The sequence below is a fragment of the Paenibacillus sp. MAH-35 genome (assembly GCF_058135425.1).
This window is the reverse complement of sequence record NZ_JBYUPU010000016.1, coordinates 1-16,329: the sequence shown is the minus strand read 5'-3', so window position 1 is coordinate 16,329 and position 16,329 is coordinate 1. Positions and strand designations below refer to the sequence as shown.

At 54.6% G+C, this 16,329-nt stretch carries 14 protein-coding genes and 1 riboswitch; of the genes, 4 read left to right on the top strand and 10 right to left on the bottom strand.

Annotated features, from left to right (window positions below; all coding sequences use genetic code 11):
- Window positions 1-27: 27 nt before the first annotated feature.
- From AC3Y2E_RS18060 to AC3Y2E_RS18035, 6 genes are all read right to left on the bottom strand, one after another.
- Complete coding sequence (locus AC3Y2E_RS18060; protein WP_379212735.1) at window positions 28-927, bottom strand: ABC transporter permease; 900 nt, start codon at window positions 925-927, stop codon at window positions 28-30.
- A 71-nt stretch (window positions 928-998) separates the two neighbouring features.
- Complete coding sequence (locus tag AC3Y2E_RS18055) at window positions 999-2,576, bottom strand: type 2 periplasmic-binding domain-containing protein (protein ID WP_379212733.1); 1,578 nt, start codon at window positions 2,574-2,576, stop codon at window positions 999-1,001.
- A gap of 323 nt (window positions 2,577-2,899) precedes the next feature.
- The gene (locus AC3Y2E_RS18050) at window positions 2,900-5,200 is read right to left on the bottom strand and encodes a helix-turn-helix domain-containing protein (RefSeq protein WP_379212731.1); all 2,301 of its coding nucleotides are present in this window, start codon (window positions 5,198-5,200) and stop codon (window positions 2,900-2,902) included.
- A 318-nt stretch (window positions 5,201-5,518) separates the two neighbouring features.
- A complete protein-coding gene (locus tag AC3Y2E_RS18045; RefSeq protein ID WP_379212729.1) occupies window positions 5,519-6,154 on the bottom strand; it encodes a fumarylacetoacetate hydrolase family protein in 636 nt (211 codons plus the stop codon).
- A 19-nt stretch (window positions 6,155-6,173) separates the two neighbouring features.
- Complete coding sequence (locus AC3Y2E_RS18040) at window positions 6,174-7,487, bottom strand: CapA family protein (RefSeq protein ID WP_379212727.1); 1,314 nt, start codon at window positions 7,485-7,487, stop codon at window positions 6,174-6,176.
- A 619-nt stretch (window positions 7,488-8,106) separates the two neighbouring features.
- On the bottom strand, window positions 8,107-9,621 hold the full coding sequence (locus AC3Y2E_RS18035) for a DEAD/DEAH box helicase (protein ID WP_379212913.1): 1,515 nt from the start codon (window positions 9,619-9,621) through the stop codon (window positions 8,107-8,109).
- A 289-nt stretch (window positions 9,622-9,910) separates the two neighbouring features.
- Here AC3Y2E_RS18035 and AC3Y2E_RS18030 point away from each other — a divergent pair, with 289 nt between their 5' ends.
- From AC3Y2E_RS18030 to AC3Y2E_RS18020, 3 genes are all read left to right on the top strand, one after another.
- Window positions 9,911-10,558 (top strand): nitroreductase family protein, encoded by a 648-nt coding sequence (locus AC3Y2E_RS18030; protein ID WP_379212725.1) that lies wholly within the window; start codon window positions 9,911-9,913, stop codon window positions 10,556-10,558.
- Window positions 10,559-10,634: 76 nt separating this feature from the next.
- Complete coding sequence (locus AC3Y2E_RS18025; protein WP_379212722.1) at window positions 10,635-11,078, top strand: MarR family winged helix-turn-helix transcriptional regulator; 444 nt, start codon at window positions 10,635-10,637, stop codon at window positions 11,076-11,078.
- A 307-nt stretch (window positions 11,079-11,385) separates the two neighbouring features.
- Window positions 11,386-12,159, top strand: a complete 774-nt coding sequence (locus tag AC3Y2E_RS18020; protein WP_379212720.1) for a pirin family protein — start codon at window positions 11,386-11,388, stop codon at window positions 12,157-12,159.
- A gap of 322 nt (window positions 12,160-12,481) precedes the next feature.
- Here AC3Y2E_RS18020 and AC3Y2E_RS18015 read toward each other — a convergent pair whose 3' ends face one another.
- The 4 genes from AC3Y2E_RS18015 to AC3Y2E_RS18000 all read right to left on the bottom strand — a co-directional run bounded on the left by AC3Y2E_RS18015 (window position 12,482) and on the right by AC3Y2E_RS18000 (window position 14,550).
- On the bottom strand, window positions 12,482-12,775 hold the full coding sequence (locus tag AC3Y2E_RS18015) for a hypothetical protein (protein WP_332070314.1): 294 nt from the start codon (window positions 12,773-12,775) through the stop codon (window positions 12,482-12,484).
- Between the two features lie 200 nt (window positions 12,776-12,975).
- Window positions 12,976-13,074, bottom strand: a riboswitch (cyclic di-GMP riboswitch).
- A gap of 323 nt (window positions 13,075-13,397) precedes the next feature.
- Window positions 13,398-13,520, bottom strand: coding sequence for a sporulation protein YjcZ (locus AC3Y2E_RS18010; protein ID WP_190928791.1), 123 nt, complete (start codon window positions 13,518-13,520; stop codon window positions 13,398-13,400).
- A gap of 184 nt (window positions 13,521-13,704) precedes the next feature.
- A complete protein-coding gene (locus tag AC3Y2E_RS18005) occupies window positions 13,705-14,151 on the bottom strand; it encodes a universal stress protein (protein ID WP_190928789.1) in 447 nt (148 codons plus the stop codon).
- Window positions 14,152-14,307: 156 nt separating this feature from the next.
- Window positions 14,308-14,550, bottom strand: a complete 243-nt coding sequence (locus AC3Y2E_RS18000; protein ID WP_379212717.1) for a DUF3977 family protein — start codon at window positions 14,548-14,550, stop codon at window positions 14,308-14,310.
- A gap of 350 nt (window positions 14,551-14,900) precedes the next feature.
- On the opposite strand from AC3Y2E_RS18000, the gene AC3Y2E_RS17995 reads away from it, so the two are divergent.
- On the top strand, window positions 14,901-15,566 hold the full coding sequence (locus AC3Y2E_RS17995; RefSeq protein ID WP_379212715.1) for a DNA-binding response regulator: 666 nt from the start codon (window positions 14,901-14,903) through the stop codon (window positions 15,564-15,566).
- The last annotated feature ends 763 nt before the right edge of the window (window positions 15,567-16,329 follow it).

Sequence of the window (16,329 nt, the reverse complement as noted above, 5' to 3'; positions counted from 1 at the left end):
GATTGTTGGCGGCCGCAAGCCGCTTTTCTAGTAAATGCTCTCTCCCGTCGTTTTGCGGCTGAGCGTGTTCAATCCTACTACTAACAGCAGGCTGACAACTGATTTGAATAGTCCGATCGCAGTTGTCAAGCTAAATTGGGCACCCAGCAAGCCGACACGGTATACGTACGAGTCGATGACCTCCCCGACATCCCTTACAAGCGGATTCAGCATAATGAGAACCTGCTCTACATTCGAGTCCAGAACGTGACCTACCCGCAGCAAAAACAAAACGATGATAGCCGGCATAAGCGACGGCAGCGTAATTGACCACATCTGGCGGAATCTTCCCGCACCATCCACCATCGCCGCCTCGTACAAGCTAGGATTAATGCCCGATAACGCGGCCAAATATATGATCATCCCCCAGCCCATCTCCTTCCATATGCCGATCGACACAATAATGCTGCGGAAGTATTCGGGTTGAGTCAAATAGTCAACGTTTGTAAAACCGAACCAGCCCAGGATCGTATTTATGAATCCGTCTGTACCGAGCAAATTGATAAAAATACTGCCGACAATGACCCAGGATAAAAAGTGAGGCAAGTAAAGCAGTGTCTGAACCGGGCGCTTGAACCACGATTTGCGGATTTCATTGAGTAACAGCGCCAGCACCAAAGGAGCCGGAAATCCAAAAATGATTGAATACAGGCTGAGCATAATTGTGTTGCCCAATATTTGATAAAACTCCGCATACGTAAACATATTCGTAAAGTGCTTGAGCCCTACCCAAGGGCTGTCCAAGATACCTGAAAAAATGCTGTAGTCCTGAAACGCGATTACGTTGCCGAACATGGGAACGTAGCGGAATACGACGAAATGCAGGATGCCGGGCAGCGCAATCAGCCATAGCAGCAAGGAGTCGCGTGACGTTATTTTGTTAAGCATGCGTACCCTCCGATCGGCGAGCGGACGGGCGGGCCAGCCGTGTGCCCGGCCGGCCTTCCCTCGCATCGTCCTTATTTTTTATTCACCGAATTGTACCAGTCGGTTGCTTCCTTGATGGCTGCCTCGCCGCCGCGGCGCTTCCATTCCGCTACAAATTTGTCGAATGCGGCGTCCGCATCTTCTTTGCCGGTTACAACTTTGGCAAACATGTCGAGGAACAACGTTCCTGCTCCCGTACCGACGGTCAACTCCGGATTCGTCTTCAGGCTATTCGGAGACGGCATGTGCAAAGCGTCATTTTTGAATACATTTTTCTCGGCAATCAGTTTGCCTGCTTTGATCGCTTCGGCATTCGGCGATACTTCTAGTACCTTGTCCAACATCCGGCCGTCCCCGCGTGGATTGATCGACAACTGGTAGAAAATGCTAGCGTCATTTTCCTTGTTAGCCGGATCGTTCGCATCCCATTTCGGTTTGCCATTCTCGATTTTGAAGTTATAGTCCTTAATGCCGATAGCGAAAAACTCCTCCGCTTCATCCGACCATACCCAGTTCAAAAACTTGATGACATCTTCGGCTTTTTTGTTTTTAGTCGGTACTACCCATACATAGGAGATTTGGTCCCCTTGAGCTGCAATTCCTTTTCCTTTTGGCCCCGTAGGAGACTCGATCATCGACAGCTTCACGTTTTTCTCATTTACAAATCCCGCCAAGTTCCAGTCCGAGTTGTAGTTGGTGACGTCATGGATCCAGGCTCCGCCTTTTCCTTGTTTAATGCCTGCTCCCCAATCGGCACCTTTGTTCGTGAACAGGTTCGGGTTAATATAGCCTTTATCGTAAAGGTCCTTCCAGAATTTGATTGCATCTTTCATTTCAGGCAATATCATCCCTGGCTGAAGCTGACCGTTTTTGAAATACCAGGCATTCGGATCGGCCCCGAACTCAGAGAAGAACATATTTGAATAAATCAAGTTCTCACGGACATAGAACCCATACTCGTCATTAGGATCGCCGTTGCCGTTCATATCTTCTTTTTTGACCGCTTCGAAATATTTAAGCCAATCGTCAACCGTCTTTGGCTGCTGCATGCCAAGCTTATCAAGCCAGTCCTGACGAATATATACGACGCGGGTCGCAGGAAGCGAAGCTAATGCGGGAATACCGTAAATTTTTCCGTCCTTACTAACCTTTGGGCTTTTCCAAGTATGCTCCGGAATTTTCTTTTTTAGGTTCGGACCATACTTTTCAATAAGCGGCGTCAGGTCTTCGAAAACGTTTTTCTCCAGAGCGCCCGGATGCATCGTCGAGTTGATGCTGTCGGTCCGGATCATGTCCGGTAACTCGCCGGAAGCGAAACGCACCGTCATCTGCTGCGTGAAGTCGTTGCCGTGGCCGAGAAACTCATATTTCAGATTGTAGTTGGACAGCTTCGACAGTTCCTTAATGTACTTGTCGTCGTCCTTCGCCTGCATGGCGTATTTTGCGTTGGCGTGACTCGTTAGGATGCTCAGGTTTTTCGGAGTGTTGGCCGCATTGCCGTCCGCAGCTCCCGTCCCTTTCTCCTCCTTGGCTCCGCAGCCGGCCAGGACACTTGCGGCTACGAGAGATACGGCGAATGCGGAAGCTAACGTCTTTTTCGTTGTGCTCATATTTACACGCTCCTTTTCTGTGTGTAGGGAAGCCCCCTTCACCTTTATATTGAAACCGTTTGCATGACCGTGCAATGCTCCTTTGTTTGGATTCCGGAATCTAAAATAACGATAAAGATCAGGCGAAAAAAAGATAACGATTGCGGCTAAACCGCTTGTCCTTCGCTCTATAGAGCGCAAAAAACCGCCGCTTGCGGCCAACCGGCGATTGTGGTAACCAAGGATGCGGGACTTGCTGAAGGTTCACAATTCGCGGTGCAGCCGAAGCGGCGGATCAGGTGTGACAGATGAAGCAGGTGTGGCGGCAAGAGAATTCCTATCGTTCAGGAGCCTGCGACGTGACGCCGCTCCTTGCGGTATTCCCCGGGAGGTATGCCGCTCCATTGTTTGAAGATGCGGTTAAAGTTTTGCACGCTGGCGTAGCCGATCTTCGCTGCGATTTCTTTGATCGGCATATCCGAGTGCTCCAGCCATTCGCGGGCTTTGCCCATCCGGAGCTCGAGCACGAATTCGCTGAAGTTGACGCCGGACTCGTCCTTGAATATTTTGCTCAAATACGACACCGACAGCTGAAAATGATCCGCCGCCTTCTGGAGCGTCATCTCTTCGTCCAGATATTCCCGCACATATTCCATCACTTCGCGCACCGTTTTCGTCTGCTTGGATACCGCTTCCTTGAGCATCTGCTCCTTAACCGCGGGAAACAGCTCGTCGATCAGCCACCGCTCCAGTTCGGGCAGCGAACGAAGCTCATGCAGCTTGCGGTAGAAGTCAATCCCCTTGGACTGCTGAAGGTCGATGCCGGTCTGCTGCAGCATATAATCGAGCTCGCCCAGCATATACGAGAACAACCCTTTGGCCGTCTCGGGATTCATCTGCGACTTCGGCAGTTCGGCGATCAGCCGGGTGAGCAGCCGGCGCGAATCGTCGAGATTGCCGTGCAGCACGTGATGAACGATCTTCTTCTGGATCTCGCCGGTCTCCCGGCTCAGTCTCATCAGCCGCTCGTCCGCCTGTTCCGCGGATATCGTAATATCCTCGCCAAGGATAAACCGGTGGCTAAGCAGCGCTACCGCTTCGTCATAACCGCGGCCGATTTCCGTAAAGGCCGGCAGAGGGCTTGCTACGGCGACACTGATCGCGAAGCGGAAATATTCCCGCACATGGCGCCTCGTCTCGTCCGCCCGCTGCTTCAGCAGCGCCATCACTTCTTCGCCGGACGAATGCATGCCGACGAGCAGCACGACCTGACCCGTTTTCGGAGTGAAGCCGGAGCAGAACGGAACGCCCTGGAACGTCTCCTCCATCATTTTAAGCAGCGCGTAATGGATGAGCGCCCGGTCCTTCTCACGGTACGTGTGGTGAAATTCCGGAATATCGTCGGCTTCGGCCACACAGACGAACACCGAATCCCCCTCCAGCTTCAAGTTCGCGTGCCCGGCCGCGATCGCCAGCTCGCGCTCCGACATTTCTCCCCGCAGCAGTTGCTGGAAGAGGCCCTGCTTCAGGTAGGGGGACTGTTCGCTCAGCTTGTAGCTGAGCTGCCGGTTCGTATCGGACAGCTGTTCGATGAACGCTCCGATTACGGCGAGGCCGTCCCCCCGGTCCCTGTCGTGGCGGCTTCGCGGGACGAACCGTTCCGACATCCGCTGGATCGGAGAGTACATCCGTTTCGAGCCGACAGCGGCGACCGTCGCCCACAAGAGGACGACCACTCCGACTACGATCAGCGTCGTCAGCCGGATGCGGTCGGACTGCGCCGTAAGCTGCTTCATGGGCGAAATGGCGATGTACGTCCAGTTGTTTTGCGTCGACGTCTGAATTTTGTAACGGGTTCCTTCGATCTCCACCTGATCGGCCAGTTCTTTGCCGCCGCTGCGCCCTTCGTAACGGATCACTTCGCTCAGCGGCTTCCCCATCTCCCCGTGCTCCGAGCTGATGACGATCCGGTTTCGTTCGTCCGCAACGAGCACCCGGCTGCCGTATCCGTGTTCGACCGAGCCGACGAACTCCAGGATGTCCTCCGGCTTCACATGCAGCACGAGAACCCCCTCGTTGTAGTTCGACTGAATCGGTACCGGCCGGAACAGCAGCAGATCGGGCTGATCGTCGAACGTATTGGCCGGAACGAAGATGGACTCGTTTTCCAGCGGATTCATCTTGTCCAATATCGTCGGTAGGCGGAACATTGAAGTCTGCTCCGAGGAATATTGATTCGAGTATATAAAGTTGTTGAACCGCTTATAAATAAGCGACACGTTGCTGTATTCGACCGGCGATGTGCTGCGAATCCTACGGATCGTCTCGTTCATTTCGAGAGAGGCGCTCAAGTTGTCGATTCCCGGCCCGTCGCGTACCGACTTCTCGACCGCCAGATTCGTTGCGATATAGATAGATGAAGTTTGCAAGCTTTTCATAAATTGATTCAGCTGCACCTGCATCTGGTTAAGCATATATTTATGGTTTTGGTCCACTTCGCTTTGGATGCTTCTCGAAGCGATATACGAGGATAGCAACCCGACGATCAGAACGGGGATGATGCTTACAAACAGCGAATACAGAAGAAGCTTCCGCTGAAACGTGAACGTCACTTTGGCAAATTTTCCGGATTGCTTACCGCTCATCCCCGCACCTCCTTCGTCCAAAGTTTTAAAGTGGTTTTACGCAGCGGAATTAAAACGCTTACAGCAAAGCTGGTGCAAGGTGCATGAGTTGCTTGCAGCCTGCCGCTGGCCGTTGACCGACTGCCCGCCGGAACTCATTTTTATTTCACACAATATTGGGATTTACCATTCACTAGCTTGTCACCTACTTGTATTATACCTTCGGGGAGGCGGAACGTACAGCTTGACTTCTCCGCGCTCGCTTCCGGTTCGGCTATCCCAGCAAGAGCCGGTTGAAAAAAGGAGGACCGCCGGGTCCCCCTTCGGAGTAAGAATCGCTTAACGGAGCCGGATAACCCCTTCTCCCCACGTCTCGCTTCCGTAAAATAGTTCCAGCCGGTCGCCGTCGGCCAGCGCTCCGACCCCTGCCGGCGTGCCGGTGAACAGCACGTCTCCGCGTCCGATGCCGTAATGCTCGGCGCAAAAGTCGACGATCGTCTGCAAATCGAAGATCATCTCGGTGATGCTCCCCTTCTGCACGTCTTGGCCATTGATCCGAAGCCCGAACGGCTCGGAGCTGAACGCAAGCACACCGGGAAACGGGCGGAAAGCCGAGATCGGGGCGGAATTGCGAAACCCTTTGGCGGCCAGCCAAGGATAGCCTTTTTTCTTCAGCTCGCTCTGCACATCGCGCAGCGTCAGATCGACACCGAGCGCTACTCCGTCGATCAGCTCGTCTACTGGCAAGCCCGGCTCATAGTCGCGGCCGATCCGGATGACGACCTCCGCCTCATAATGCACCTCGCCGCGCGTCCCCGGCACCGCGATCTCGCTTCCGTCCATTAGCGCCAATGCATGGGTAGGCTTGGAGAACAGCATCGGCTGCTCGGGAACGGCGTTGCCCAGTTCTGCGGCATGTAATCTGTAGTTTCTTCCTACGCAATAAATGTTGCGAATCTCGCTGAATGCGCTCATCGGTTGTCTCCCGTCTATCTTATTTCGTAGTTATGATGCCCTCTTTGTTAATTTGAGCCCCGAACGAAATATCGGTCAATCGTTTAAACAGCTTGGCCGCCGCTTCCTCGCCCATCGGCTCGGGATTGGCCAGCTTCGTCAGTACCGGCACCGCCTGAAGCTCGCACCCTCCGTCCTTGGAGCAGGAAGCTTGCAAAATAACGGTCTCCCACGTTACCGGGTCCTCGTTCATCGTGAATATAAAGTTGCCGAGGCTGTAGGCGATCCATTTTCCTTTGTAATTCTCGAAGCCTTGCAGCACATGCGGGTGGCCGCCGATAATCAGATCGGCTCCGGCATCGATGTACTGGCGGGCGTAATCTTTCTGATACGCCTCCGGCATATCATGGCGTTCCAGCCCCCAATGCGCGACCACGACGACGAGGTCGGCTTCCTTCTTCGCTTTCTCGATCGTTTGCAGAGGGAGCGTCAACGCATACGTGTCGGCCACGCCCGGCGTATCTTTGCCCGCCTTCCAATCCGTCGTCGGCACCACCTTGCTCAGTCCGATAAAGGCGATTTTCATCCCTTTTTTCTCAATAATGACCGGCTTGAACGCTTCCGTAACGTTCCGTCCGGCTCCGAACCAGCGGATGCCGTTTTTGTCGAGATGGGTGAACGTATCGAGCAGGCCGGTCGTACCGTAATCGAGAATATGGTTGTTCGCCAAATTGACGAGATCGATGCCCGCCTGCTTGAACGCGGGAAGCGCCGCAGGCGTCGAACGGTAAGCGTACTGCTTGATCTGCGCCGTCCCCCGCTCGGTAATCGGCGTCTCCAGGTTCGCGATCGTCAGATCGGCTTTTTCCAGATAGGACTGGACGTTTTTGTACGGATAGTCGTAGCCGTTTCTCTTTAGGGTCGCTTCCACGTTGTCGGCAAAGATGACATCCCCGACGAACGTAAGCTGGACGCGGTTCGGATCGTCCTGGCCGGCTCCGGCGCTGCCGCTTGGTTCCGGCGTGCCCGTGCCGGGTGTATTTCCCGAATCCGTCGGCGTGCCGGTGTCGCCGGGCTTCGGCGTGCCGGTTGACGGTACGTTTGCGCCGCCCGGGTCAGGCTTGCCGGTGCCGCCCGCCGGTACGTCACCGCCGGACGACGATGTTCCCGGGTTGGCTGTTTGCCCCGGAGGAGCCGCCTCCTGCTTTTGCGCGCTGTTATAAGTGATCCAGAACAGGATCGCCAGCGTGAAAAAAGATACGATCAATACGGTAGTCGCCAGACGACGGCGTTTTTTATTTTTCGAATGACTGCGCTTGCGTTGAAATTTCTCTTTCCGGGATGTTTGTTCCATATCGGCTCCTTTTCCCCTTTTCTATGAACCTATTATATCAGAAAGAAACGCGGCGTGGTCGGCTTGCGGGAAGATTGGAAGGGGAACCGCGCGAATCGGATGGGCCCGCCGCAAAAGAGAGGCGCATGTGTTCGTGAGCTCCTGAGCTAACTGATGATAAGCTAACTGATAGAATAAGAGTCTCCGGTACCCTCTATTTTCGGCATATGGCGACGACAGAGACGGATAGAAGCGGTTTGTACCCCTTATTTCGGTCAACTGGTAGGGGGTGCACCCTTTTCGCGGATTTTAGCGGCTAAAGCGACTTGCGCGATTCGCGATTAACGCGATTTGCAGCTGACTCGACAAGGAAGAGGCTCCTTTTTCCGCTTAAGTACGGTGAAGAACGTTCCGTTTCCGTTCGATTAGGCAACGCATCCTCACAAAAAACTTTTCACGCCGAAAGAGCCTGCGGAAGCGCAAGCTGATCCTACGAGCAAATCGTACTCCGCCCCGCCGACTCCTTCCCCGGCACTAAAAAAACAGGCCGGTCGTTAAGACCAGCCTGCATGTACGGGTTATGCTTTATCGACTCCGCTTGCACCTTGGCTTCGGGCGGGCGAGGATCGAGCCGATCCCCTCATCTCCCGCCGGAGCGCCTCGGGCCGGAATTCCGTTGCGGCTTGCCCCCGCCGCCGCGCGAATCCTTGCCCGGCGATCTGGCTGCGCCGCCGCCATAACCCGTAGAATGGCGGGATGATCCCGCGCCCTGGGACGGCGATGGCCGGGAGCCGTTCTGGTGAGACCGTTCGCCGCCGCTGGCGGTTGGGGCCGGTTTGCCGGAAAAAGGGCGCTCCTGCCTCGGTGCGTCCATCCGGCCCCCACTTGAAGCGGTCCGCCGCTGGCCTTGATCGGCCACTCTCGACGGCGCGCCTCCTCTGCCGCCCCTATTCGAATTCGGGGTACGGCTGCCGGCTTCCCGGTCCGACGCGAACTGCCACCCGCTGCCCCGGCGGCGCATCCCTTCTTCCTTGTCGCTCCCGCTCGGCTGATCTGCCTGCATCCGCTCAAGCGTTGATCCGATGCCTTGCTCGATTTCCCGGAGATGCCCGGCATCCTTCGGAGCGGCAAGCGTAATCGCCATCCCTTTCTGTCCGGCGCGCCCGGTCCGCCCGATCCGGTGAATATAACTTTCGGCGTCATGCGGGATGTCGTAGTTGAATACGTGGGTTACGCCTTCGACATCAAGACCGCGCGCCGCTACATCGGTGGCCACCAGCAGCTGGAGACCGGCCTCGCGGAACCGTTTCATCACCGCCTCCCGCTTCGCTTGGGACAAGTCGCCGTGCAGCTCGTCGACATTTTGCCCTTCGGCGAGCAGCGCTTCGGTTAATTTTTTGGCGCGGATTTTGGTCCGGCAAAAAATAACGGCGAGATACGGCCGGTACAGCCGGATCAGTTGAAGCAGCGTATCGCGCTTGGCCCGATCGGTCGTCTCGACGACCAACTGCCGGATCGAATCGAGCGTGATGGTGCGGCCCTGCACCCGGATATCGTCCGGACTTCGCATATACCGTTCAGCGAGCAGCCGGACCGATTCGGGAAACGTAGCGGAGAACAGCATCGTCTGCCGGTCGTCCGGCGTATGCCGGATCACTTCCTCCACTTCGGGCAGAAAGCCCATATGCAGCATCTGATCGGCTTCGTCCAGCACGAACGTTCCGAGCCGCGTTAAATCGATCGTGCCGCGCCGTATATGATCGAGCAGCCGCCCCGGCGTAGCGATGACCAGATCCGGAGCTTGACCGAGCTTATGCGCCTGAGCGATGACGTCCTGCCCCCCGTATACCGGCAGCACGGTCGCTTGGACCGACGAAGCCAGCTTTCCCGCTTCCTCGGTGATCTGAATTGCAAGCTCGCGCGTCGGGGTAAGAATCAAGGCCTGCACCTCACCTGTGCCAGGCCGCATCATTTGCAGCAGCGGAAGCAAAAACGCAAACGTTTTGCCGGTCCCCGTCTGGGCTTGTACAATAACATCCTTCCCGGTTAAAGCGACGGGGATCGTCTTCTCCTGTACCGGAGTGGGCACGGCCAGCCCTTCTTTGCGCAGCGCTTCATTAAGTCTTCCGGCTATGCCGAGCGACATAAAATTCATACTCAAAACCAACTACCTCTTTTCCGGCGAATACAGTTTGTCCTTTGCAGGAGCGATGATTTAAGTATAGGGGAAACGGCATCCGCCGTCCAACTCCGGTGAGTACGCCGCTGTATAGCCGGCTGGACGCGCTTACCGGCTCGTTTTCGCCGACGAATAACCCGTTAGTCTTGGATGCCAGAACCCTCGTACTCCGACTTGGCTCAAAAATCGTTGACAATTTGGTTTTTGTGATATATCTTTAAATCAAGATTCTTAAACATGATAGTTGCGACGAGGAGCGGTTCATATGAGCGATTTCCCTGCATTGGTCAAATCAAGAAGATCGGCGAACAAATTCATTCCGGGCATCGAGTTGCCTGACAAAGAGCTGGAAGAGCTGTTCGCTCTCGTCAAGTTCGCCCCGTCCGCGTTCAATCTGCAGCATACGAGTTACATCGTCGTTCGGGACCCGGCGAGGAAGGAACGAATATATGAAGCGGCAAATAAGCAATATAAAGTTCATACGGCTTCCGCTGTTCTGGTCGTGCTCGGAGATACGCGCGCCCATCTGAATGTCGGTCCTATCAACGAGGGACTGCTGCACCTTGGCGTAATCGATCAGCGCGAGTACGACAGCACCGTGGAATCGACCATTTCCTTCTACGAGCAGCGGGGCGACTCCTTCATGAGAGAAGAAGCCGTCCGCAGCGCAAGCTTGTCGGCGATGCTGTTCATGCTGGCCGCGAAGGACAAAGGCTGGGACACGTGCCCGATGATCGGATTCGATCCGGATGCGGTAAGCGATATTTTGAACATACCGGATACTTTGGTGCCTGCCATGATGATCACAATCGGCAAGGAAGATACTTCGTCCCAAAGGCCGCGGGGCTACCGGAAACCGGTCGGGGAATTCGTCCACTACGAGACGTTCGGGCCGGCAGACTCGCATTCCTAACACGATCCGCTGGTGGTATAATGAGTCTGCTAGGAACGTAAGCGACGAATATACCGCGAAAGGAGGCCGGAGGGATATGACTCCACCGAGAAACGAATCGCTGCAGCTGTACGTCGTCTTGTCCAGAGCATGCCAATGGGTAAACGCGCATGCCGACCGGGACATCCGGAGGCACGGCTTGAACCGGACCGAATTCGGCGTTCTGGAGCTGTTGTATCATAAGGGGCGCCAGCCGTTGCAGCAGATTGGCGGCAAAGTATTGATGACGAGCGGCAACATTACCTACGTTGTCGACAAGCTGGAGAAGAAGGAACTCGCCGAACGGGTAGCCTGTGCGGAAGACAGGCGGGTCTATTACGCGGAGATTACCGAGAAAGGAAAAGCGTTTATGGAGAACGCGTTTCCGGAGCATACGAAAGCAATTGAGGAAGCTGTTTCCGGGTTGACGCCGGAAGAACAAAAGCTGGCATCCGAGCTGCTCAAAAAGCTGGGCCTGACCGCAGAACAAAGCTTCAAGTGAGCGTCCTGCTAGGCAGACCGACAGACCAGCGGTCAGACAACCGTCCGGGGTAACAACGGCGGTCGGCTAGCCATGCAGACCGCTTCGGTTTCCTGCATGATCCGATTCCCGAAATCCGATCCGGCGTTACTCCTCCCAGCCGCAAGCGTCATGTACGCAGCGCAGTTGCTAGATACTTGCGGCATACTATTTTTTTGCACCATTTTAACTTAAAATTAAGATTTTTATTGATATATGATTTCCTATCCGTCTTTGTTGAAGTGTGTTGTGTATGTGCCATTATTCTAGGTATGGAGGCTGATTCGCTATGAATATTCAACGTTTTTCACCAGCTCAGCAAGGAACGGGAGCGTTTGACGGAGGTAAAATTATCGAGCAGAAGCCGATCGGATTTCCCGGTGAAGGCGGTGCCGTGAAACGTGTCGGTCCTCTCTTCTACTGGGCGTGGGCGTTTACGCCCGAGGATGGCTATATTCCCCCGCACCCGCATCAGGCCTTCGAGATTGTCACCTATGTGATCCAAGGCAAGGCTGTGCACGGAGACTCGCTGGGCACCAAGAGTACGATTGGAGCCGGCGGAGCGCAAGTGATGCAGACGGGATCGGGCGTCTCCCACGAGGAACGTTTTGTCGGACCGGATATGGAAGGATTTCAGATCTGGTTCGAGCCCGACCTTCGCCAAACACGTTACGATCAGCCGACCTATCGCCAATTCGAGCACGAGCAGTTCCCGGTTCAAGAACACGAGGGCGTCACCGTCAAAGAAGTCATCGGCGGGCAATCGCCGGTAGCGCTGAAGGTGGATGCGCATATGCGGGATATTACAATACAGGCGGGCGGCGAATATGTGCTGGAGCTGGCGGCGGGACGTTCGATGGCGGTTCTGGCGATTCGCGGCACCGGATCTCTCGGTTCGGCCGATGACGAACCGTCGGCGCTGCATTCCAAAGATTTCGCCGTATTGGACGCAGGCGGGACTAGCGGCTCAGCCGTTGTGAGAGCAGCGGCAGGTGAAGCTCTGCGACTCGTCGCGATCGACGTGCCCTCGGAAACCGATTATCCGCTGTATAACAAACGCTGATCGCACCGGATACCGACTCTCTGTCGAAACCGGCAATGAGAAGCCTCACATGCATAAGCTGCGAAAACCGGACTCCTAATCCAACGCCCCGGTATGATTTGCACCTCATAATGAGTCGGTATGCACGATGTGCCGCCAGTCAAGGCAGGAGACCGCTTACGGACCTGCCCTGACTGCGTGTTCCGGCGGCGGAAAGCATAACCCGGGCGCTGGCGGCGGCAGAAAAAAACGGGATAAAGAGCTCTCGCACCACGCACGGCACGAAAGCTGCTTTATCCCGTGTACGGTCCGGCCGTCCCGGCCGACCGCGGAAGATCCGCTCCTATACCGTCCGTGGAGCGGCCAAATATTCTTGAAGCAGCCGGTACAATTGAATGACCCGATCCAAATTTTTGCTGAACCGGAACGAAATCTTCCTCTCGCCCTGCCAATAAAAAATAAACAGATTGTTGTGCCGCCCGACGACGAGCTCCACATCCCACTTCGAATCGTTCAGCCGGTACTTGTCCCGGTTAAAAAAAAGCTTCGGCCCTTCCTTCGAACGATACATGCCGACAAAGTCGTTCCCCATCTTCAGGTAATACCCTTGCTCCGCCGATGCGTGCCGTTCCTCCATAATGATTCAGCTCCTTCGCCCAAGTGATGAAGAGCCGATACTGGTCCTGCTCCCGTTCCCCGACCCCTGGCATACAAAAAAATCCCCCAAAAGCGCAGACCTGCTTCGTAGCCCATCGCTGTTCCTTTGGAAGCTCCCGTTATCCATAAGAAATTGCTTGGCACAACTTCCTATATTACAAAAAACTCCGATCCAAATCGTTCGGCAGCTGGCTGGCTTGGCAAGGTCGATTCCGACCTGCTGCTTTAGCCCCTCTAGCTTTGCGTCGCCGGCTTTAGCCGGGTTTGCCGTTTGTCGGGAGGTAATCGAAGTTAGGTATGGTATGGTATGTATCGCGTCTTCCTTCTTAGAATAGGGGAGAAGCCCCTTCTTCGCATCCTCCTTTGTACCTAATTCCGGGAAAAATGCCCCGATTATTTGCAATTTTCTTCTTTTTTTCGACAACTATTCCCGGTATATTCCATATGGTTACTATTTTTATCCTTTTTCGCGATGAATGCCCCTGCGCAAAATAAGTTTTTTTCTGGGAGCCAGATAGTTCAGTCCGCTAAAAATGGACACGTTCCTCTCAAAAAGAAAGGAATCGGGCGTTAACCCGATTCCCCGGCTTGCCGATCAGCCCTTAGATCCAAGCCCGGCTGACGATAACAAGCAAGATGAACAGTACCAGAATTACGCCTGTCGAAGTAAACAAGCCTCCAACTCCCGGGCCGCAACCGCATCCTGCACCGCCAACGTATCCCATGGTCAGTCCTCCTCGATATTTCATGATTGTGCGGCCGACATCCGTTGCAACCGGCCGGGCGGCCCGATTGACAGTCGGGATGAATGAACCACACGATCTACAATATGAGGAGGGGCGGGTAACGGACTGTACAGATGTCCCGGCGAACGTAACTTTTTATCAATACCGGTTTGCGGCACTCCGCTTACAGGTCGTCCGGATTTTTGATGACAAGAACGGGGACTTTCGCATGCTGCACCACATAATGGCTGACACTGCCGAGGAACAGCTCCTTCAGCGTGCTGAGCCCTCTGCTGCCGATTACGATCAGATCCGCTTGCAGCTCTTCGGCGTAATCGAGCAGGGCGCGCGCCGGATCTCCTTGAAGCAGCGCAGTCGCCGCATTCGGCAAATCCGTCGCCAGCTCCTTGGCTTCGTCCAGCGTTCTCTCCGAGTCGGACAACTCGTCCAGCTCCATGCGCACCGGCGCGGCGATCATCGCTTCGCCTACGACCAGGTTCGGATAATGGAATACATGGGCGATCGTAAGCCGCGAGCCCGGTATGCTGCGAACGAGCTCCTTTGCGCGCAAGAGCGCCGACTGGGCTTGCTCCGATCCGTCATATGCGACCAGTACATGTTGAAATGGCATATACAGCACCTCTTTTGTTAGATAGATCGTTCTTATTTCAGCGTACCACTCGTCATGTCCGGATACTGTGAGAAACATCACAAGCGGTTGCAGTACATCCTACATCTATACCCCAATATGCCACGGTCAAAACAGCCCTGCTTCATCCGCTCCAACTTAGGGCGTCCCCTGGATTCCGATTACAAGCTTGAATGTTTTCCGCGGTTTCCGGTCAAACCGGACACCCTCGGACGTATCCAGAATGAACACGCTCCTGCCGACCCATATACGAACGTACAGGGAAATCACCCGGCGGGGCCAGTGGATGCCTCGCCGTTCATACTCAGTGCCGTCTTCCTGCTCAAATTCCGTGCGTACCAGCCACCGGTTTCCGATGCCGAACTCTACAAATTGCTTCATGAGACGCACCTGCCTTGGCTTGATAGGTCAGTTGGACTTCGATTGGATTCGCTGGTAAAATAAGACTTATGAGCTAACGAATATTATTTTCGTAATTCGAAAGCTGATCGCACCTAACAATCATTAAATGAACAAACAAACAAACAAACAAACAAACGAACAAATAAACAGGACAGGTAACCCTCTGCTCGGATAGATGGATGTCGAAGGGGGTGGCCCTTCTACGGAGTTTCCGTTTCATTTAGTTCCACCAAATGTATCCGTTATATTTCCAGTAACGACGAGTGAAGCACACCGTCTTTTCCCATCCGGGAGAAGGCGGTTATTTTTATTTAGGAGGAACGATAGGGATGGAATTTAGCAAATCTTACGTTTTATGGATCGAGGAACACGTGGAGCGCCGATCCGGCGAACGGCGGCGCAGACTGCAGGAAGGTCACGGGCATGCCGAGAAGCTGTTTCTGGAGCAGATTTGGTGGCCGGCGGTCGGGCATTTCCGCGCACTTCATCCGGAGTATGAAGTCAAAGACTTTCAGGACGGCTCGCGTTATATTGACTTCGCTTATATCCGCCCGCCCTATCGGATCGCCATCGAGATCGACGGTTTCGGGCCGCATCTGCGGGACGTTGACCGTACTCGATTCGGCGACAACCTGATGCGCCAAAATCAGCTGGTGCTCGACGGCTGGAAAATCATCCGTTTCTCTTACGACGATATGATGAATAAGCAGAGACGCTGCCAGCAAGTCATCCTGCAAATGTTGGGCAGGTGGTTCGGAGAGCACGAACCGGTTGTACCGCTTCTCGGACGCGAGCTGGACATCGTCCGGCTTGCGGCGGGGAGGCTGGAGCCGATTACCCCGGCACACGTGGCCGCTCACCTCGGCATCCGCCCGGAGAATGCGCGCCGATGGCTGCATCGGCTCCAAACCAAAAACATTGTTCGCTCCGCAGGCGGCAGCGTTCGAATACGCTCCTACGTGCTGACCGAAACCGGCAAACTGCTATTTGTATGAAGCTAAGCTGCACTCCTGAGGGATCGCAGCTGACGTTCACGGCCGATAGCCGACTGTTCATAATCGAGGACTGCCGAGCTGCCGAGCTGTTCACAGCCGATTGCCTGCAGCCGACTCCAACTGACGATAGTCAGACTGCCGACTGCCAACTCTGCCGACTCGACTCTCGGTGCTGCCCGGAAACGTAGCTCTAAGTTTGTTTAAGAGCGGTTTGGGACTGCTATTTTGCCAATTGCGAGCATGTATGTGGAAATAGAGGACGTTTCCCCCTCTTATTTCGGGCACTCACCGGAAGAACCGGCGGTTTGCTCGCAAATAGCAGTCTCCAAAAACTCTTATTCCTCCGCCAACCCTGCAAACGCCAACAATAAGAGCTGCAGATCGCTCTTATGTCTACCCAAACTAGCTAGCATTTCGTTGAGCGCCTGTACATGTGCAAATATAAGGAGGATCGCAGCTGACGTTCACGGCCGATAGCCGACTGTTCATAGCCGAGTGCCGGACTGCCGACGTACACAGCCGATTGCCTGCAGCCGACTCCAACTGACGATAGTCAGACTGCCGACTGCCAACTCTGCCGACTCGACTCTCGGTGCTGCCCGGAAACACAGCTCTAGTTTGTTTAAGAGCGGTTTGCGGGACTTTCCTAGTTAGTGTTCCAAAACGCCGAAATCCCTTGTGGCAGTAAGAGAGTTTTGTATTACCAACATTTATCCTCGTTTATTTCTTTCTGAACCCAAATATTTTGTTAAAAAAACCTTGT